We start from the raw sequence: 19,746 nt of genomic DNA, 5'->3' as shown, positions 1-19,746 counted from the left end.
GAATCAGGAACGCGACAGGGCAAGCGAATACGCGCAGCCAGCCGCGCCACAAGTGGGCAGCAGGATGCGTCAAGCGCACATCTTCTTTCATCCGGACTTTAACCGTCGGCCCTGGCATTTCACCAGATCTGCGCATTTCTGCGCTCGCGGGCTTGGTTGTGAACCTTACCGCCGGTGGGGAATTACACCCCGCCCCGAAGACGTTGTTATTACCCGCCAAGTGGCGGGCAACAGGATTTTAGCCTAAACCGGGGAATTCGGTGTAAGGTAGCCGTTCCCTTAGATTTTGTGCATTCGGAATGAAGCTGATTACCCTGCGTATCCTGTCCGGCGCTGCAATCCTGGCGTGTTCTTTCCTGGCGCAAGCCGACGATCTGCCGGCGCCGAAGCTGAGCGACCCGATTCCAGTGGGTCCGCAGGTCAAGGTTGGCAAATTGGCCAATGGCCTCACGTACTACATCCAGCAGAACGGCCGCCCGGAGAAAAAGCTGGAGCTGCGGCTGGTGGTCAAGGCAGGTTCGATCCTGGAAGACGAGGACCAGCAAGGCTTGGCGCACTTCACCGAACACATGGCGTTCAACGGCTCCACGCATTTCAAGCGCAATGAGCTGGTGTCCTACCTGCAGTCGATCGGCGTGAAGTTCGGCGCAGATCTCAACGCCTACACCAGCTTCGACGAAACCGTCTACATCCTGCCGATACCGACCGATAAACAGGAAATCGTCGACAAGGGCTTCCAGGTGCTGGAAGACTGGGCGCATGGCCTGTCCTTCAACGATGCCGATATCGACAGCGAACGTGGCATCGTGCTGGAAGAACTGCGTCTCGGTAAAGGCGTGGATGACCGCATGAACAAGGTGGTGCTGCCCAAGGTGCTGAATGGCTCACGCTACGCGCAGCGTATGCCGATTGGTAAAGAAGACATCATCAAGGGCTTCAAGTACGACGCCATCAAGCGCTTTTACCGCGACTGGTATCGGCCGGACCTGATGGCGGTGGTGGTGGTCGGCGATATTGAGCCGGCTGCGGCGCAGCGCCTGATCGAACAGCATTTCGGCCACCTGAAAAATCCTGCCCATCCGCGCCCGCGCGCTTACGCCACCATCCCGGAACGCCAGGACTCGGAAGGCATCGTCTTCACCGACAAGGAAGTCAGCGCCAACACGGTGTATATCCGTTACCCGATCCAGATCCTGCCGGAAGAGCGCACCTTCGGCGATTATCGCCAGAAGCTGGTCGAGAACCTGTACAGCTTTATTCTCAGTCAGCGCATGTTTGAATTGACGCAGCAGGCCAACCCGCCGTTCCTGCAAGGCGGCAGCGGCATGAACAAGATCGTGCGCGGCTATCGTTCATATGGCGCCGGTGCGGTGCTGGGCAAGGGCGGCGTTACGCCGGCCATCAATGCGCTGGTGCAGGAAGACCAGCGCGCGCGCCAGTACGGCTTTAGCGCGTCGGAAGTGGAGCGTGCCAAGAAGGGCATGCTGCGCAACTATGAGCGTATGTACAACGAGCGTGAAAAATCCGATTCCGGCGGCTATGCCGCGGAGTACATCCGCAACTTCCTGGAAGATGAATCGATTCCCGGCATCGCCGCCGAATACCGCTACGTCAACCAGCTGTTGCCGAGCATTTCGGTGGACGAGGTCAACGCCGCCGTGCGCGCCGCCATTCCGGACAACCAGAGCAAGCTGGTGATCTACAGCGGCATCGACAAGCCGGGCATCGTGCAGCCGAAGGCCGATGACCTGGTCAGCACTGCCAGCGCGGCCGAGAAGATCGCCGTCAAGCCGATGGAAGACAAGGTCTACGCGACCCAGCTGATGCCCAATCCGCCGAAGGCCGGCAGCATCGTCAGCGAAAAATTTGACGCCAAAATCGGCACCACAGAGCTCACGCTCAGCAACGGCGTCAAGGTGGTGCTGAAGCCGACGGACTTCAATAACGATCAGGTGATCCTGGGCGGCTTGCGCTACGGCGGCTGGTCACTGCTGCCGGATAGCGATGTCTTCGCCGCGCAGTACGCCAGCAGCATCGTCGGCCAGATGGGCGTGCTGAATTACACGCCGAATGACCTGGTCAAGGTACTGGCAGGGAAGAGCGTCAGCTCCACCGCCAATGTCAGTTCGCTCAATGAATCGGTGGGCGGCGTGTCCGGCAGTTCGGACGTGGAAGCCATGCTGCAACTGGTCTACTTGCAGATGACGCAGCCGCGCAAGGATGCCGCCATCTATACCGCCTACGTCGATCGCCAGCGCGAACTGGCGCAGAATAATCTGGCCCGGCCGGAGTCGGTGTTCTACGATACTGTGACGGCAACGCTGTACAACAATAGCCCGCGCGTGCTGCGCGCGGCGCGTCCGGCGGACTTCGATCAATTGGGGCTGGACCGCGTGCTGGATATCTACAACAGCCGCCTGTCCAGCGCGCGCGACTTCACCTTCTTCATCGTCGGCAGCTTTGATGTGGAGAAGATCAAGCCGCTGATCGCCAATTACATCGCCAGCCTGCCGGTGGGCGAGATCCCGGTGGCCTTCAAGGACGAAGGCGTGCGGCCGATCAAGGGCGTGGTGAAGAAGGAAGTGCATGCCGGCTCGGAGCCGAAGAGCACCATTTCGCTGTCCTTCACCGGCGACGTTGAATACTCGCGCGCCGCGCGCATGCGCTTGCAGGCGCTGGTCGAGGTGATGAACATCAAGCTGATTGAGACGCTGCGCGAGAAGATGGGCGCGATGTACAGCGGCGGCATGAGCGGCAGCATGAGCCGCATCCCCTACGGTAATTACACCATCAACGCCAATCTGCCGTGCGCGCCGGAGAACGTGGACAAGGTGCTGGCCGCCACCTTCGCCGAAATCGAGAAGCTCAAGCACGACGGTGTCGACGAGGCGGACCTGAACAAGGTGAAGGCTTCCTGGATCAAGGGTTACCGCAAGGGCTTGCGTGAAAATGGCTATTGGATGGCGTCCCTGCAGAATGCCTTCTTCAATAATAACAATCCAGAGGATATACTTACTTATGAGTCGCGCGTGAACGCGTTGACGACGGCGGACCTGAAAGAGGCCGCACAGCGCTACTTCGATACCAACAACTATCTGCAAGTGGTGCTGTACCCTGAGAAGTAAGGAGCAATCATGGCAAAGAAAAAAGAAGAGCTGGACCCGGAAACCCTGGAACTGATTAACTGGTGCATTGAAGTGGAGGGCTTCCTGGTGAAGGGCGGCGCCACGGTGCAAGAGGCGCAGGACCATATCGAAGAACAGGTGGAATGGTTCACCGACCAGTTCTACGACGGCCTGACGCCGGAGGAAGCGGCCAAGGAAGCGCTGGCCTAATCCGGAAAAGCGTCGTGGCAGACGACGCTGAGTTTATTCCCCTCCGGGTCACGGAAGTAGGTGCCATAGTAGTTGGCGTGGTACTGCGGCCGCAGGCCCGGCGCGCCTTCGCACGCGCCGCCGTGCGCCCGCGCTGCGGCGTAGGCGCGGTCCACCACCTCGCGTGAGGTCGCCAACAGGGAAATCATCTGGCCGTTGCCGCAACTGGCCGGCTGGCCGTCGTACGGCGCACCGATGATGAACAACGGCCGCGCATCTTCCGCCGGCTGCCATGCGGCCCACGGCCGGATGGTGTCGACAAAGCGCTGACGGGCGCCGATCACTTCCATTACCGCGCTGTAGAACGCCAGCGCCGGCTCAAAGTTGTTAATCCCCACATAAACGTGCGACAGCATTTGCATCCTCCGGCGAGTGAGTATATCGTCAACATTTGGAGATATAGTGTACGCGGAGAAGAACAACTATGGGCAAAATCACCATGGAACTCACGCCGGGGCTGGCGCCATTACGTCACATTGCCGACCTGCCTGGGCCGAAGGCGCGGCCGCTGCTGGGCAATGTGCGCGAGGTCCGCGCGCAGCCATTCCACCAGGTGCTGGAGGGCTGGGGGCGCGAGTACGGGCCGCTGTACCGGTTTCGCATCATGCGCAAACAGATGCTGGCGACCGCCGACCGCGAGATGATCGTGGCGCTGCTGCGCGACCGGCCGGACATGATGCGCCGCTCCAGCCGCACGGCGGAAATGCTGAACGAGATCGGCACACGCGGCCTGTTCACCGCAGAGGGCGAGGACTGGCGCCGCCAGCGCAAGCTGGTCATGCGGGCATTGACGCCGGAAGTTATTCATCACTTTTTCCCGATGCTGGCGGCGATGACCGACCGCCTGCGGCTGCGGTGGGAAAGCGCGCTAGCAGCCGGCCAGCCGGTCGACCTGCTACGCGACCTGAAGGCGTACACGCTGGACGTGACCATCGGCCTGGCGATGGGGCAGGACATCAACACGCTGGAGCTGGAAGAGCATCCGCTCCAGCGCGACATTGAATTTCTGTTCAAGCTGGTGGCGCGGCGCCTGACCACGCCGTTTGCCTATTGGCGCGTGCCGGTACTGAAGCGCGCGCAGGACCATGAGGCGATTGCCGCCTCGGCGCGCATCCAGCAGGCCATCTTCGGCTTTATCGCCGACGCGCGCAAGCGGCTGGCGGAAAATCCGGCGCGGCGGCTCAAGCCCGGTAATCTGCTGGAAGCGCTGATCGTGGCGCGCGACGAGCCGGATTCTGGCTTCACCGACGAAGCGGTGGTGGGCAATGCCATCACCATGGTGTTTGCCGGCGAGGACACGACTTCGAACACGGCGGCGTGGCTGATCGACTTTTTGGCCGACCATCCGGCCGCCGCCGCGACCATGGCGCAGGAGGCGCAGCAGGTGCTGGGCGAACGGGCGGTGCTGGCAGATTATCATCTGCTGGACCAGTTGAAGTACATCGACGCCGCCACCCGCGAAGCGATGCGCTTGAAGCCGGTGGCGCCGTTCATGGCGGCCGAGCCGAATCAGGATGTGGTGCTGGGCGACCTGGTCGTGCCGGCGGGGACGGTGATCTTCCTGCTGCTGCGCCATGCGTCGGAGCGCGAGTGCGAGCTGCCGCAGCCGGAGCGCTTTTTGCCCGAACGCTGGCTTGACGGCGCGGCCGCGCACGGCGATGATCCCGGCCGCAAGCTGCTGCCGTTCGGCGGCGGGCCGCGTTTCTGTCCGGGGCGTTATCTGGCCATGGCGGAGATTAAAATGGTGATGTCGATGCTGGTGCGGCATTTCGCGCTGGAGCGGGTGGTCGGTGCGCCTGCCGCGCGCGAGTGCTTCACCTTCACCATGACGCCGGACTCGTTGCCGGTCCGGCTGGCGCGCAAAACATGATAGGCTCGTGTCACAATAAAAAGGAAAACAACCATGTTCAAGAAAATCATTATCGGCATATCGGTGCTGGTGCTGGTGTTGCTGGCCTGGGCCGCGATCCAGCCGTCGACGTACAGCGTGCAACGCTCGATCGTCATCAAGGCGCCGCCTGAAAAAATCCAGCCGCTGATCAGCGACTTCCACAACTGGCCTCAGTGGTCGCCGTGGGAAGGGCTGGACCCGGCCATGAAGCGCACCTTCAGCGGCGCACCGAAAGATCTCGGCGCGGTGTACGCCTGGGAGGGGAACAAGGATGTCGGCGCCGGCCGCATGGAAGTGGTCAGCCTGACGCCGACCAAGGTGGGCATCAAGCTGGACTTCCTGACGCCGGTGAATTCCAGCTCGATGACGGATTTCGTGCTGGAGCCGCACGGCGACACCACCACGGTGCGCTGGACCATGTCCGGCAATAGCGATTTCATGGCCAAGATGATGAACGTGTTTATCAGCATGGACAGCATGATCGGGCCGGCGTTCGACAGCGGCCTGGCGAAAATGAAAACGGCGGCGGAAAAATAAGGAGGCGCGCGATGCGGACGGCGTGGACGATACTGGCGATGATGGTGGCGCTCTTGGTCACAACGGCAGCGATGCCGGCGGCTGCTGCGCCGCTGCGGCACGACCATCCGCTCATCGGCATCTGGCGGATCATGCTGCCCGATAGTACCTGCAGCGAGACTTACCGCATGCGCGCCGACGGCAGCACGCTGGTGTTCAGCAACGAGGAGGTGGCCGAATCCACCTTTACCGTCTCCGACCAGCCGGACAAGAATGGCTTCTACAAGCAGGTCGACACCATCACCAAGGATAATGGCAAGCCCGATTGCAGCGGCGATATCACCAAGCCGGGACGCGCCGTGACCAGCTACCTGCAATTCAACCAGAGCGGCACGCTGTTCGTGATGTGCGTGGAGCCTAATCTTGAGCGCTGCATCGGTCCCTTTATCCGCGTGCGCGGACTGCGCATCTAGCCGCTGCGCCAGGCGCCGGGGTTGATGCCGGCCCATTCCTTGAATGCGTGGTTGAACGCGCTCTGTTCCTGGTAGCCCAGCAGGAAGGCGATATCGACCAGGTTCAGTTCCTGCCGTTTCAGATACTCCTTGGCCAGCGCAAAGCGGGCCTGGTCCAGCACCTGCTGGAAGGTGGCGCCGGCGTCGCTCAATTTGCGTTGCAGCGTGCGTGGCGACAGTTTCAATACCTCGGCGATGGTGGCCAGCCTTACCTGGCCGCCCGACAGGCTGGCGACGATGGCGTCATGCACCTGCTGCGTGATGGCTGGCGCGTTGTTCGCGCGTTGTTGCAGCAGTTGTTCCGCGTGCTGTTGCAGTACCGGATACAGGCTGACGTCTGCATTCGGCACCGGCCATGACAGCATCATGGCATTGAAGCTGGCGACGTTGGCCTCGGCGTTAAACAGCGGCATATCGCCCAGCACCTTCACATATTCTTCGCGCAGTTCGGGCGGGCCGCCGTCGTGCGTCAGCGTCAGCTGGTTGGCGGGCAGCGTGATCCCGGCCAGCCAGTTGCTGAACACGCGGATGCCGGCGAATACGCTGTCGGCCAGGTGGCGGTGCGCGCTGCTGTAGTTGCTATGCCAGGTGTAGTGGGCGATGTCGTCGTCGATGGTGATGGCCGAACGGCCCAGGTCATGCGCCAGCTGCTCGTAGCGCATGGTCTGCTCGAACACCTGGCCGAAGTGGCGGCAGCTCAGGAGTATCAGACCGTACACGGTGTAGGTGCCAAGCTTGACGCACTGGCCGACATGCAGGCCGAAGTGCGGATCGTTGGCCAGTTCGGCGCCGATGTCGAGCAGGCGTACGTAGACGTCGGCCGGCAGCGATTCCGGCGGCGGCTCCAGCGCGCCTGGCGGCAGGCCGGCTGCCTGTTCCAGCGCCTGTGCTGTTACGCCGCGCAACGCGGCAGCTTCCAGCAGCGGCTGAAGATACGAGCCGGCGACGCGTTTGGCATGATCGAACAAGGGGGATGTCATGAATGCGCAATACCGGCGGGCGGCATTGTTTTAATCTCAATTGGTGAATAATCGGTGCGTTCGCAGTATAGCAAGCGCACCGCCAGGGAGATAGAAAAACAATGAGACGCTGGAATGGTTGGGGCGATGAGTTGATTGAGTTTGCGCTGCATGCGGATGCGCTGGCGTTTCTGGTGCAGCGCATAGGCGCCGGCCGGCCGGTAAGGGATGCCGGCCTGGCGCAGGCGCGCGCGCAGATCGGTGCATCGCGTTTGCCCGAGCATGTGCTGATCGATACTTCGCCCGAGGTGCGATTGCGGAATGCGCTGGGCCAGAGTTTGCCGGATTGGCTGCGGCTGCGCTATGGCGTGATCGGCCGGGCGCCGGATGGCGTGGCGTATCCGCAAAGCGCGCAGGATGTGCGCGAACTGCTGGCCTATGCGACGCAGCATGGGGCGGCGCTGATCCCGCAGGGCGGCGGCACCAGCGTGGCCGGACATTTGACGGCGCCGTCCGGCATGCCGTCGGTGGCGGTGAACATGACGCGCATGCGGCAGTTGCTGTATCTGGATACCGAGTCGCAGTTGGCGACGTTTGGCGCCGGTGTGTTCGGGCCGGATCTGGAGGCGCAGTTGCGCGCCCGTGGCTATACGCTGGGTCACTTTCCGCAGTCGTTTGAGTATTCGACGCTGGGTGGCTGGATCGTTACGCGTTCGTCGGGGCAGCAGTCCTTGAAGTACGGACGCATTGAGCAGATGTTCCGTGGCGGCTCGATGGAGACGCCATCCGGCACGCTGCATCTGCCGACCTTTCCGGCATCGGCGGCGGGGCCGGATCTGCGCGAGATGGTGCTGGGTTCCGAAGGGCGGATGGGCATTCTGACCGAGGCTACGGTGCGCGTGACACCGGCGCCGGAGTACGAGGCGTTTCATGCGGTGTTCTTCCCGAACTGGCATGCGGCGGAAACGGCCGTCAGGCAAGTGGTGCAGGCTGGGTTGTCGCTGTCGATGCTGCGTTTGTCGAATCCGCTGGAGACGACCACCATGCTGGCGCTGGCGGGCCACAAGAAAATGATCTCGCTGCTGGAAGGGTATCTGTCGCTGCGTGGCTGCAAGGGCGATAAGTGCATGCTGATGATCGGCGTGAGCGGCCGCAAGTCGCTGGCGCGGGCGGCGTTGCGCGAGGCGCTGGTATTGACCTTGCCGCATGGTGGCGTGCACGTGGGCCGCACCATGGGCGAGAAGTGGAAACAGAACCGCTTCCGCAATGTCTATCTGCGCAACGCGGCCTGGCAGCATGGTTATGCCATCGATACGGTGGAGACGGCGGTCGATTGGCCGCGCGTGGAGATCATGATGCGGGCGGTGGAGGCGGCTGGCGCTGCTGCGCTGGGACAGTATGGGGAGCAGGTGCACGCTTACACGCATTTGTCGCATCTGTATGCGCAGGGGGCGAGTGTTTATACGACCTTTGTGTACCGACTTGCTGGCGACTACGAGGCCGACCTGGCGCGGTGGAAGTCGTTGAAGAAGGCGGCGTCGATGGCGATTGTGGACAATGGCGGGACGATCAGCCATCAGCATGGCGTGGGCAGCGATCATGCGCCGTATCTGGCGGCGGAGAAGGGCTGGCTGGGCATGTCGACGCTGCGCGCTGTGTTTGCGCATGTGGACCCGCAGCAGATCATGAATCCTGGGAAGCTGGCGCCATGAGCCGCGCGGACTTCGCACGTGAGTGGGATCTGGTAGTGGTTGGCGGCGGCATTACCGGCGCCGGGATACTGCTGGAGGCGGCGCGGCGGGGTTTACGGGTGCTGCTGGTGGAGCAGCGCGACTTTGCGTGGGGCACGTCGAGCAGGTCTTCAAAGCTGGTGCATGGCGGCTTGCGCTATCTGAAGGAAGGGCAGTTTGGTTTGACGCGCGAGTCGGTGCATGAGCGGGAGCATCTGCTGCGGCAGGCGGCAGGGCTGGTGGAGCCGCAGAGTTTCGCGTTTGGCGATTATGTGGGGCGCAAGCCGGGCAAGCGGGCGTTTCTGGCGGGGCTGGCGATTTATGACCGCATGGCGGGGCAGCGCGGACGGCATTACTACGGCCGCGAAGAGTTTGCGGCGCTGGCGCCGAATGTGGCCACCGACGGTCTCCAGGGTGGAATGGTCTACATGGACGCCAAGACGGACGATGCGCGGCTGGTGCTGCGCGTGCTGCAAGAGGCGCGCCGCCATGGCGGCGCGGCGCTGAACTACATGGCCGCCGAGACGCTGCTGTGCGGGGATGCTGTCGACACGGCCACCGGAGAGGCTGGCGACGTGTGCGGCGTGCGGCTACGGGACGGTCTGAGCGGCGCGCAGCACGAGGTTCGCGCGCGGCTCGTCATCAATGCTACTGGCGCATGGGCCGAAGGATTGCGTGCGCCGTCGCCGAGGACGGCCCGCACGCTGTCGCCGCCGGCTGCAAAGAGCGGCAGCGGACAGCGAGGCGTTGGCCATGGCGATAGCGGCAGTGGCAGCGGTGGTGATAGTGATAGCACGCGGCGTTTGCGGCCTTTGCGCGGCAGCCATCTGGTGCTGCCGGCGTGGCGGCTGCCGCTGGCGCAGGCGATCAGTTTGATGCACCCGGCCGATGGCCGTCCGGTCTTCGCCTATCCTTGGGAAGGCGTAACGCTGGTCGGCACGACGGACGTCGATCACCATGATGACCTGTCGCGCGAAGCGGCCATTACGCGTGCCGAATGCGACTACCTGCTGACCGCCTTGCACGCCCAATTCCCGCAACTGCACCTGACCGACGACGACATCATCGCCACCTACGCCGGCGTGCGCCCTGTGATCGACAGCGGCAAAGCCGATCCCTCCAAAGAGACGCGCGATCACGCACTATGGCTGGAACACGGCCTGCTCACCGTCACCGGCGGCAAACTGACCACCTTCCGCGTCATCGCACTGGACGCGCTCAAGCTGGCCGCCACGCGCCTGCCGGAACTGCGCGACAAGCTGACGCCGCAACCAGTGTTCGCCGCTACGCCGCCACTGCGCTACCTGCCAGATCTGCCGGCAGGACAAGCAAAACGCCTGCAAGGCCGCTACGGCGCCGACGCCCAAGCGCTGGTCGATACTGCGCAGCCGGACGAACTGTCCTGCATCGCCGGCACGGAAACCATCTGGGCCCAACTGCGCTGGGCTGCGCGCCATGAAGACGTCTGCAAGCTGGAAGACCTGCTGCTGCGCCGCAGTCGCATCGGCATTCAATTGCGCGGCGGTGGCATCGACGTCCTGCCGCGCATCCGCAGCATCTGCCAGCCGGAACTGGGCTGGAACGCCCAGCGCTGGGACGAGGAACAAGCAGCCTACCTGGCGCTATGGAGCGCGCATTACAGCGTGCCCAAAACATAAAATATAAAGAGACATCATGGCAGACCAATACCTGCTCTCCATCGACAACGGCACGCAAAGCGTGCGCGCGCTGCTGTTCGACTTGAACGGCAACCTCGCAGCCAAAGCACAGATCCATCTGCAAGCCTATTTCTCCGCTCATCCCGGCTGGGCCGAGCATGACGCCGATGGCTATTGGGACGCCGTGGCCGCCGCGTGCCAGCAGCTGTGGCGCAGCACCGATATTCCACGCAGCGCCATCAAAGGCGTGGCTGTCACCACGCAGCGCGGCACGGTGGTCAATCTGGACCGCGACGGCAGGGTGCTGCGGCCTGCGATCACCTGGCTGGACCAGCGTCGCGTCGGCAAGCAAAAGCCATTGAGCCTGTGGTGGCGTACCGCCTTCAAGCTGGCGCGCGTGGACAGCACCATCGAATACTTCCGCCGCGAAGCGGAGATCAACTGGATCGCCGAGCATCAGCCGGAGATCTGGGCCAGGACGCATAAATACGTGCTGCTGTCGGGATTCCTCAACTATCGCCTGTGCGGACGGCATGTCGACTCGATCGGATCGCAGGTTGCGTATCTGCCGTTCGACTACAAGCGCCACAAATGGGCCGGTGCGCGTGACTGGAAATGGGAAGCCTTGCGCGTTCGGAGGGACATGCTGTCCGAGCTGGTGGCGCCGGGCACGGTGATCGGCGCCATCACCGCTATTGCCGCTGCGGCGACCGGCATCCCTGAAGGCACGCCGCTGGTGGCCGCCGCCGCCGACAAAGCCTGCGAAGTCATCGGCGCCGGCAGCCTGGAACCGCACATCGCCTGTCTGAGCTACGGCACCACGGCCACCATCAACACCACCAGTCGCAAATACGTCGAAGTCACGCCGTTTATTCCGCCGTATCCCGCTGCGGTGCCGGGCGCTTACAGCACCGAAGTGCAGATCTTCCGTGGCTACTGGATGGTCAATTGGTTCAAGGAGCAGTTTGGCCATCTGGAGCAGATGACCGGCGCGGAGCAGGGACTGGCACCGGAAGCCATGTTCGACCGGCTGGTCAACGAAGTGCCGCCGGGTTCCATGGGCCTGATGCTGCAACCCTACTGGAGTCCGGGTATCCGTATTCCCGGCCCGGAAGCCAAGGGCGCCATGATCGGCTTCGGCGACGTGCACACGCGTGCCCATATGTACCGCGCCATTCTCGAAGGCCTGGCGTATGCGCTGCGCGAAGGGAAAGAGCGCATCGAGAAGCGCAGCGGCCTCGCCGTGACGGAGCTGCGTATCGCCGGCGGCGGATCGCAAAGCGACGCCGCCATGCAGCTGACGGCCGACATCTTCGGCCTGCCAGCCGCCCGCGCGCACGTCTACGAAACCTCCGGCCTGGGAGCCGCCATCGCCATCGCCGCCGGTCTCGGGCTGCACAAGGACTTCGACACCGCCACCCGCGCCATGACGCGCCCCGGCCGCATCTTCCATCCCATCGCCGCCAACCAGCAAATCTACGACCAGCTATACCGGCGCGTCTACCTCCGCATGTACAAGCAACTCCAGCCGATGTATCAGCAAATCGCCGACATCACCGGCTATCCAGAGCAGCTATAGGCTGCCGCGCAGTTCGAGGGCGATGCTGCGGGGGGCGGTGATGCTGGCGTAGGGCAGGCCGAAGGCTTTGGTTTGGCCATCCAGGTTGTAGACGTAGCGCTTGTCGAACAGGTTGTTGACCAGCAGGCCGATGCCGAATTTGCCGTCGGCCGTGTCCCAGCCCACGCGCAGGTCAGCTTTGCTGACGGCGGTGCCGGTGCGGAAGGCAGGGGCGTTCAGGCATTGCAGCGCGCGGGTGTCGTCGTTGCAGCGGTTCTTGCCGTGGTAGCTTCCTTGTAGCGTGGCGCTCATGCGGCCACTCAGCGCATCCCAGTTGGCGTTGACGCCCGCCATGCCGCTGAACACCGGCGTGCCGACGGGCTGGCCGGACAGATTGAGCGTGGCGCCGCTGGTGTCGGTGGTTTCAAAACGCTGGTAGGTCTGGTCGATGAGTTCCACGCCGGCGAACAGCATGACGCGTGGCGTGATGCGGATGCGGCCATCGAGATCCAGCCCTTTCGCTTCCTGGTCGCTGTTGATGATGTTGTAGGTGGGGATGGCGCTGCTGCCTCCCAGTTTGACGTCCTGCAGATTCTTGAAGCGGTAGGCGAATAAGGAACCGTTAAATGTGGCGCGCAGCGACGGCGCATATAGTTTGAAGCCCAGTTCAAGATTGGTCATCTTCTCCGGATTGAAGCTCGGGTCGCGCTCACGCGGATTGGATGACGCGGGATTCGGCGGCGTGAAGACATTGAAGCCGCCAGCCTGGTAGCCGCGCGAGAGTGACGCAAACAGCAGCAGGTCTTCCGTCAATTTATGATCCAGCACCAGGCGCGGACTCCAGTCGGTCCAGCTGTGAGTGGCGTTGACCGGCGTGGCGGCCAGCGGTCCGGCAGCGGCGAAGATGACGTTGGCCGGCAGCGCGGAGGCGTCGATACCGGCAGCGGGGCCGTAGGTGTTGAGCAGCGTGTCCAGCGCGGCGGACTGCCGGCCCGGCACATACCACTGCATCTCCTTACGGTCGCGACTCCAGCGCAGGCCTGTGGTCAGGCGCGTGCCGGGTGCCAGACGCCAGATCAAATCTCCGTAAATTGACGCGGCGCGCGTGTGCAGCCTGGCGTAGTTATTTTCTTCCCAGCCGAATACCGAGTTGCTATCCACGCCGGGCACGCCGGCTTCGCCAAGGCCCGAAAACAAGGAGGCCAAATCGGCGCTGCCGCCTTGCATCAGGCTGATGCTGTCCAGCGTCTGGGTATTGACGATGGCGGAGCTGCGTTGGCGTTCGCGGTTGTCGTAGAAGCTCACGCCCGCGACCCAGTCCAGTTTATCGGTGGCGCCGGACAGTTTGAATTCCTGCTGCCAGTTGTAGGCTTTCTTCTGGTCCTGGGTGGCCAGCATGAAATCGTTGCGCGCGGTGCCGTCGTTGTCGGTCAGGTTGAGCGAGGAGAAGGTGCGGTAGGCGGTGGTGGAACGCAGCGTGACGCCGCCCAGCGGCAGCTCGGCGCGCAGCGTTACGCCGTCGAAGTTGCGGGTCTCGCGGCCGTCGGTGTCGTTCTCCAATGGCGTCTTGCGCGGATCGCTGAAGTTGGCGACGTAGGCGGCATCGTACACGCCGGTGTAGCCGGCCATCGGCAGCGCAGTGCCCTTGACCACGCCGAACGCCGGCCAGCCGTGCTGGCGCAACTGCTCGTGTTCCCACGACAGCAGCAGCGTGGCGTCGCCGGCCTTCTGTTTGATCGACAGGCGGGTGGCCCACGAGTTGTCGCCGGCGGTGCGAGTGCCGGTGGTGGCGTTGCGCACCCACCCGTTGCTGGTGTCGCGCACGAACACCAGCCGCGCAGCGGTGGTCGCGCCCAGCGGCACGTTGAGCATCGCGTCCAGATTGGCGCGGCCGTAGTCGCCCACCTTGATATGGCCGGAAGCGTCGAAGTCCGCCTCGGGTTCATTGGTCACCACCGAAATGGCGCCGGCGGCGCTGTTACGGCCGAACAGCGTGCCTTGCGGCCCCTTGAGCACTTCCACGCGCTGGATGTCGATGAAGTTCATCAGCGCGCCGCCGGTCTTGCCGGTATAGACCCCGTCCACATAAATACCGACCGGCGTATCGGTGCCGATGCCGAAGTCGCCCGCCTGCACGCCGCGGATGCCGAAGATCGGCTGCGTGGCCTGGGTGGCGTCCACTTGCAGGCCGGGGAGATAGCCGGTCAGGTCGCCGAGGTTGCGCGCACCGAGGTTCTGGATGTCGCGCGCGGTGACCACTTCCATCGAAATCGGCACCTCCTGCGCCGACTGTGCGCGCGACTGCGCGGTGACGATCACTTTCTGCATGTCGTCGTCCGCCTGCGCGGCGTGGTGAAGCATGGTGCCGGCAAAGGCAAGGGCGATGCTGCGCGCAAGGATGCGCATAGGACGGGGTGGCGGCTTCACTGCAGATGGCTTCACGGTCTCTCCTCGGTTGTTTGGTTTTTTTTCAATGTAGACGCGTGCTTTGCCATGCCGGGGGCCGGATCGGACAGACAAGGACGCCCACACGGCCAAACGGCCCAGGTGTTGCGTGGCCGCTTCGGCTCCCCGTCTGTCCTTTTTGCCCCCGTGCCGTGCAGCCTTTGTTTGCACAATGAATCCGGGACTTTCAACAATAGGGGAGAACAACAATGAGCAACGAGATTATCGACTGCGGCAACGCGGTGTGCGTGGTGGGGGCCGGGCCGGGCGGCTTGTCGGCGGCGCGGGCGCTGAAGTCCATGAACCTGATGTACGAGCAGTTCGAGCGCCACTCGGACGTGGGCGGCATCTGGGATATGCATAATCCCGGCAGCCCGATTTACGAATCGGCGCACTTCATTTCGTCGCGCGACCTGTCGGGCTTTATCGGCTTTCCGATGCCGAAGTCATATCCGGACTATCCGACCAATCAGCAGATCCTCGGCTATGTGCGCAGCTATGCCGATGCCTTCGGCCTGCGCGCGTCGATCCGATTCAGCACGCCGGTGCAGCATGTACACAAGGAGGACAACGGCAAGTGGGTGGTCACGCTGGGCGACGGTACGCGCCGCCGCTATTTGGCTGTGATCTGCGCCACCGGCTGCAACTGGGATGCGAATATGCCGGAGCTGAAGGGCCACTTCAATGGCGAGATCCGCCATTCCGTCACCTACAAGAGCAGCGATGAATTTGCCGGCAAGCGGGTGATGATCGTCGGCGCCGGCAATTCGGGCGCGGATATCGCCTGCGATGCGGCCAATCGCGCGGACCGCGCTTTTATCAGTTTGCGGCGCGGTTATCACTTCATCCCCAAACATTTGTTCGGCATCCCGGCCGACCAGGTGGGCGAGAGCGGCCCGCCGCTGCCGCTGTGGGTGGCGCGTCCCGTTATGAGCCTGCTGCTGAAGATGTTCACCGGCGACCTGACGCGCTTTGGCCTGCCCAAGCCGGATCACAAACTGTTTGAAAGCCATCCGCTGCTTAACTCGCAGCTGCTGCACAATCTCCAGCACGGCAATGTCGCCGTCAAGCCGGATGTATCGCATTACGATGGCGACGACGTGGTGTTCAAGGATGGCAGCCGCGAGAAGCTGGACCTGGTGATCTACGCCACCGGCTACAAGTGGAGCTGCAAGTATGCTGCCGAATACTTCGAGTGGCGGGGCGGCAGGCCGCAGCTGTATCTGTCGATGTTCAGCCGCGATCACCGCAACCTGTTTGGCATCGGCTACGTGGAGACCAACTCCAGCGCCTACAAGCTGTTTGACACCGAAGCCTTCATGATCGCCGCCTACCTGCGCGACCAGCTTGACAACCCGGGCAGCGCCAGCCGCTTCGATGAACTGATCGCGCATGACCATCCGGACCTGTCCGGAGGGCTGAAGTTTGTGCAGTCGCAGCGGCATGAGGTGTATCTGGAAGCGCATGCGCTCAAGTCCTACCTGAAGCGCTTGCGTCGCAAGATGGGCTGGCCGGAGCTGACGGAAAACTACTACGACAGGCTGCGCGTGGATACCGCCGCTGCCCGTCCCGCCGCCTTGCGCGCGGCGGCTTGAGGAGCGCGGCATGGAGAAGACTTTTGAGTACTACCAGCAGCAAGCCACGCAACTGGACTTTGAAACCCGCGCGCTGATTGACGGCCGCTTCGTCAACGCCATCTCGGCGGAGGAATTTGACACCGTCAATCCCGCCACCGGCCGCCGGCTTGCCGGCATCGCCCGTTGCGGCGCGCTGGAGGTGGACGATGCGGTCAGCGCCGCGCGCCGCGTGTTCGAGCGTGGCGACTGGTCGCGCGCCGCACCCAAGCACCGCAAGAAGGTGCTGCTGCGCTTTGCCGATCTGGTCGAAGCCAATCTGGAGACGCTGGCGCTGATGGAGAGCCTGGACTCCGGCAAACCGATACGCGATGCGCTGTCGGCCGATCTGCCGGACATGATTGAAAGCCTGCGCTGGCACGCGGAAGCGGCCGACAAGCTATACGATCAGGTGGCGCCGACTGCACCGGACATTGTGGCCATGATCGTGCGTGAACCGATCGGCGTGGTGGGCGCGGTCCTGCCGTGGAACTTCCCGATCTATCTGGCCGGCTGGAAGATCGGCCCGGCGCTAGCCAGCGGCAACTCCATCGTCATCAAACCCGCCGAACAGACCACGCTGACGGCGCTGGTGCTGGGCCGCCTGGCATTGGAAGCGGGTGTGCCGGAAGGCGTGCTGAATATCGTGCCGGGCTACGGCGAGACAGTGGGGCAGGCGATCGGCCGCCATCGTGACATCGATTGCGTCAGTTTTACCGGCTCGGGCGAGGTGGGACGGCAGTTCCTCAAATACTCGGCCGAGTCGAATATGAAGCGGGTGGTGCTGGAATGCGGCGGCAAGAGCCCGGCGCTGGTGCTGGCCGATGCCTATGATCTGCCAGGCGTGGCGCAGCAGGTGGCGCTAGGCGCGCTGTTCTGCCAGGGAGAGAATTGCAGCGCCGGTTCGCGGCTGATCGTGCACCGCTCGCGCAAGGACGAGCTGCTGGAAGAGGTCAAGCGTGCCTTCGACCAGTGGCGCGTCGGCGATCCGCTCGATCCTTCCACGCGGGTGGGGGCGATGATTGAGCCGCAGCATATGCGGCGGGTGCTGGGTTACATTGAAGGCGGCAAGGCGCAAGGTGCGCAGCTGGTGTACGGCGGCCGTCAATTGCGGCAGGAGAGCGGCGGCAGCTTCGTCGAGCCGACCATTTTTGATGGCGTGCGCGCGGAGATGACCATCGCCCGCGAAGAGATTTTCGGCCCGGTGCTGTCGGTGATGGCGTTTGACGATCTGGCGCAGGGCGTGGCCATCGCCAACGACACCAGCTACGGGTTGGCGTCGTCGGTCTATACCAGCAGCCTGGATGCAGCGCACGGCGTGGCGCGGCAGATTCGCGCCGGCACGGTGTCGGTCAACTGTTTTTCGGAAGGCGATACCGGCGTGCCGTTCGGCGGCTACAAGGAGTCAGGCTTCGGTGGCCGCGAGAAGTCGCTTCTGGCGCATGACCAGTACACGCAGACCAAGACGATCTGGATGCAACTGGGAAGGGGCGCGCCATGCTGACGACAGCACCGGGCCGTGTAGCCTTGATTACCGGCGGCGCCGGCGGCATCGGCCGCGCCATCTGCCGCGGCCTCATTGAGCGCGGCATCCAGTGCGTGCTGGCGGATTACAACCAGGCCTCGCTGGATCTCGCCGTGGCTGAACTGGGACCGGCGGCGACCGGCGTACAAATCGATCTGCGCGACTTCAATAAATTGCCGGAGCTGCTGGCGCTGATACAGGAGCACTACGGGCGGCTGGATATCCTGGTCAATAACGCCGCCATTACCGGCACCGGCCATTTCGAGGAGCGCTCGGTCGAGAATATTCTCGGCGAGCTGAATATCAACCTGCTGTCGCCGATTGTGCTGACGCGGCTGGCCTTTCCGGCCTTGCAGCGCTCAGGCGATGGCCGGGTGATCAACACAGTGTCGCTGGGCGGGATTTTCCCGCTGCCGGAGACGGGCATCTATTCGGCCACCAAGTTCGGACTGCGCGGCGCCATGCTGTGCCTCGGCATGGACACGGAGCGGCATGGCGTCAAGATCGGCAACGTCATGCCATCGGCGACCGAGACGCCGATGCTGATGCGCGAGGCGATCGAAGGCGGCAACACGCTGCAATTCATGGACCCGCCGCAGCAGCCGGAAGACGTGGCGAAGCAGGTGATGCGGATGCTGGATAGTCCGTGCCTGGAGCGCTATCCGCGCGTCAGCGAATCGTGGACGGTGCGGCTGGCGATGCTGGTGCCGAACATGCTGCCCAAGCTGATACCGCTGTTCCGCAAGAAGGGCTTGCGCGGGCATGCGCGCTATCTGGAGTCGCTGCGGCGGCGCGGACTGGTGCAGGTCCGCGCCGGCAAGTGGGAACTGTCTTAGACGGCGGCTTGCGCGGCGTTGCTGTTGCTGCCGGCCCGCTCCATGGGAATCAAACGCGGAGCGGGCGCACCTTGGCGGATCTGGTTGGGCAGCATGCCGCACCAGCGCTTGAAGGCGCGGCGGAAGTTGCGGGCGTCGGTAAAGCCGGTGGCCATGGCGATATCGATCAGCGGCATGTCGCTGCGCTTCAGCAGATCCAGCGCGCATTCGTAGCGCACCTGGTCCACCAGCCGCTGGTAGGAGGTGTCCAGTTCCGCCAGCCGGCGGCGCAGCGTGCGTTCGCTCAGGTTGAGCGCTTCGCCGATGCGCGCCAGCGCCGGCACTTCGTCGATGGAGCCGCGTAGTTCGTTCATGATCGATTCCACCAGATCGTTGCGCGGCGTTTCCTGTTCCAGCAGTTCGTCGATCTGCGCTTGCAGGCTGTCCTGCATATAGCGGTCGTGCGTGGGCAGGGGGCAGTGGTACCAGGCCATGTCGCAGATCAGCCGATTCATTGGGGCGTTGAAGACGACAGGGCAGCGGAAGTATTCGCTGTAGGCCGCCGCATACTCGGGGCGCGGATAGCGCAGTTCCAGCCGCGCCGGGCGGAAGTGTGATCCGACCATCGCGCGCGAGACTTCCACGCCGCTGACGAAAATCTCTTCGATGAAGAACGGCTCCAGCTCCGGATCGTGAAAGCGCGTATTCACCTCCGTGACGAAGTGGTGCTCGTCGAGGATGCTCATTTCGTTGGTGGTCAGCGCCCCGGCCGCACGCTGGTATTTGATCAGGTACTGGAAGGCTTCTCCCAGCGTAGCGCAGGTCAGCATGCCGAGGCCCGGCAGGCCGAAACACACCACCGTCTGGCGCGCGCCGGTAGCGATGCCGATGGCCGGATCGCCCCAGCGCTGCATGGCGCGCCGTACCAGCAAGCTGGTTTGACGGTAAGAGACGCGGAAGTTGGCGTCGCACAGGTTCTCCGGCGTGAAGCCCAGCCCCTTGCACAGGCGTTCCGCCGAGTGGCCCCTGCTGGCCACCAGTTGCAGCACCTGGCGAATTACATGCGGCGGCACATCGGCTGCGGCTTCGGCGTCGGGATGATGCGGTTTGACCGGCATGGGCGCTCCTTGGGTGAACTTTGCGGTTAGCA

General features: G+C 63.5%; 15 protein-coding genes and 1 riboswitch. Of the genes, 11 read left to right on the top strand and 4 right to left on the bottom strand.

Annotation, left to right across the window (positions count from 1 at the left end; all coding sequences use genetic code 11):
- Window positions 1-75: 75 nt before the first annotated feature.
- Window positions 76-206, bottom strand: a riboswitch (FMN riboswitch).
- A 93-nt stretch (window positions 207-299) separates the two neighbouring features.
- Together HH213_RS01035 and HH213_RS01030 are read left to right on the top strand one after the other, a co-directional pair.
- On the top strand, window positions 300-3,125 hold the full coding sequence (locus tag HH213_RS01035; RefSeq protein WP_169110213.1) for a M16 family metallopeptidase: 2,826 nt from the start codon (window positions 300-302) through the stop codon (window positions 3,123-3,125).
- A gap of 9 nt (window positions 3,126-3,134) precedes the next feature.
- Window positions 3,135-3,335: a hypothetical protein gene (locus tag HH213_RS01030; RefSeq protein WP_110848843.1), complete on the top strand. Its 201-nt coding sequence runs from the start codon at window positions 3,135-3,137 to the stop codon at window positions 3,333-3,335.
- Here the strand turns inward: HH213_RS01030 and HH213_RS01025 are convergent.
- Window positions 3,332-3,730: a VOC family protein gene (locus tag HH213_RS01025; RefSeq protein WP_169110211.1), complete on the bottom strand. Its 399-nt coding sequence runs from the start codon at window positions 3,728-3,730 to the stop codon at window positions 3,332-3,334. The two genes, HH213_RS01030 and HH213_RS01025, sit on opposite strands and share 4 nt — an antisense overlap.
- Before the next feature lie 68 nt (window positions 3,731-3,798).
- Here HH213_RS01025 and HH213_RS01020 point away from each other — a divergent pair, with 68 nt between their 5' ends.
- From HH213_RS01020 to HH213_RS01010, 3 genes are read left to right on the top strand one after another with little or no spacing between them, the layout of a single operon-like run.
- Window positions 3,799-5,244, top strand: a complete 1,446-nt coding sequence (locus HH213_RS01020; RefSeq protein WP_229263242.1) for a cytochrome P450 — start codon at window positions 3,799-3,801, stop codon at window positions 5,242-5,244.
- Between the two features lie 33 nt (window positions 5,245-5,277).
- A complete protein-coding gene (locus HH213_RS01015) occupies window positions 5,278-5,802 on the top strand; it encodes an SRPBCC family protein (RefSeq protein WP_169110209.1) in 525 nt (174 codons plus the stop codon).
- 11 nt (window positions 5,803-5,813) lie between these two features.
- Entirely contained in the window at window positions 5,814-6,254 is a 441-nt protein-coding gene (locus tag HH213_RS01010; RefSeq protein WP_229263241.1) for a hypothetical protein, read from the top strand.
- Here HH213_RS01010 and HH213_RS01005 read toward each other — a convergent pair.
- The gene (locus HH213_RS01005; RefSeq protein ID WP_110848840.1) at window positions 6,251-7,273 is read right to left on the bottom strand and encodes an AraC family transcriptional regulator; all 1,023 of its coding nucleotides are present in this window, start codon (window positions 7,271-7,273) and stop codon (window positions 6,251-6,253) included. The genes HH213_RS01010 and HH213_RS01005 overlap by 4 nt on opposite strands.
- Before the next feature lie 101 nt (window positions 7,274-7,374).
- On the opposite strand from HH213_RS01005, the gene HH213_RS01000 reads away from it, so the two are divergent.
- Genes HH213_RS01000 through HH213_RS00990 form a run of 3 tightly spaced genes read left to right on the top strand, consistent with a single transcriptional unit; the run spans window position 7,375 to window position 12,219 of the window.
- Window positions 7,375-8,964 (top strand): FAD-binding oxidoreductase, encoded by a 1,590-nt coding sequence (locus HH213_RS01000; RefSeq protein WP_169110207.1) that lies wholly within the window; start codon window positions 7,375-7,377, stop codon window positions 8,962-8,964.
- A complete protein-coding gene (locus tag HH213_RS00995; RefSeq protein WP_169110205.1) occupies window positions 8,961-10,640 on the top strand; it encodes a glycerol-3-phosphate dehydrogenase/oxidase in 1,680 nt (559 codons plus the stop codon). Before HH213_RS01000 ends, HH213_RS00995 begins: the two co-directional genes overlap by 4 nt.
- A gap of 16 nt (window positions 10,641-10,656) precedes the next feature.
- Window positions 10,657-12,219, top strand: coding sequence for an FGGY-family carbohydrate kinase (locus HH213_RS00990; protein ID WP_169110203.1), 1,563 nt, complete (start codon window positions 10,657-10,659; stop codon window positions 12,217-12,219).
- Here HH213_RS00990 and HH213_RS00985 read toward each other — a convergent pair.
- Window positions 12,214-14,640 (bottom strand): TonB-dependent receptor, encoded by a 2,427-nt coding sequence (locus HH213_RS00985; protein WP_229263240.1) that lies wholly within the window; start codon window positions 14,638-14,640, stop codon window positions 12,214-12,216. The genes HH213_RS00990 and HH213_RS00985 overlap by 6 nt on opposite strands.
- A gap of 212 nt (window positions 14,641-14,852) precedes the next feature.
- Between HH213_RS00985 and HH213_RS00980 the strand changes: the two genes are divergently transcribed.
- Genes HH213_RS00980 through HH213_RS00970 form a run of 3 tightly spaced genes read left to right on the top strand, consistent with a single transcriptional unit; the run spans window position 14,853 to window position 18,617 of the window.
- A complete protein-coding gene (locus HH213_RS00980; RefSeq protein ID WP_169110201.1) occupies window positions 14,853-16,238 on the top strand; it encodes a flavin-containing monooxygenase in 1,386 nt (461 codons plus the stop codon).
- Window positions 16,239-16,248: 10 nt separating this feature from the next.
- Window positions 16,249-17,760, top strand: a complete 1,512-nt coding sequence (locus HH213_RS00975) for an aldehyde dehydrogenase (RefSeq protein ID WP_169110200.1) — start codon at window positions 16,249-16,251, stop codon at window positions 17,758-17,760.
- Window positions 17,754-18,617 carry an SDR family NAD(P)-dependent oxidoreductase gene (locus HH213_RS00970; protein ID WP_169110199.1) on the top strand — a complete coding sequence of 288 codons (864 nt, stop codon included), beginning with the start codon at window positions 17,754-17,756 and terminating at the stop codon, window positions 18,615-18,617. The genes HH213_RS00975 and HH213_RS00970 overlap by 7 nt, the downstream gene beginning before the upstream one ends.
- Here the strand turns inward: HH213_RS00970 and HH213_RS00965 are convergent.
- Window positions 18,614-19,714 carry an AraC family transcriptional regulator gene (locus HH213_RS00965; protein ID WP_158288097.1) on the bottom strand — a complete coding sequence of 367 codons (1,101 nt, stop codon included), beginning with the start codon at window positions 19,712-19,714 and terminating at the stop codon, window positions 18,614-18,616. The two genes, HH213_RS00970 and HH213_RS00965, sit on opposite strands and share 4 nt — an antisense overlap.
- Window positions 19,715-19,746 lie beyond the last annotated feature (32 nt).

It is taken from the genome of Duganella dendranthematis (genome assembly GCF_012849375.1).
Classification (GTDB): domain Bacteria; phylum Pseudomonadota; class Gammaproteobacteria; order Burkholderiales; family Burkholderiaceae_D; genus Rugamonas; species Rugamonas dendranthematis.
Note: the sequence above shows the minus strand (reverse complement) of the source record. Positions and strands in the feature narration are given on the sequence as shown.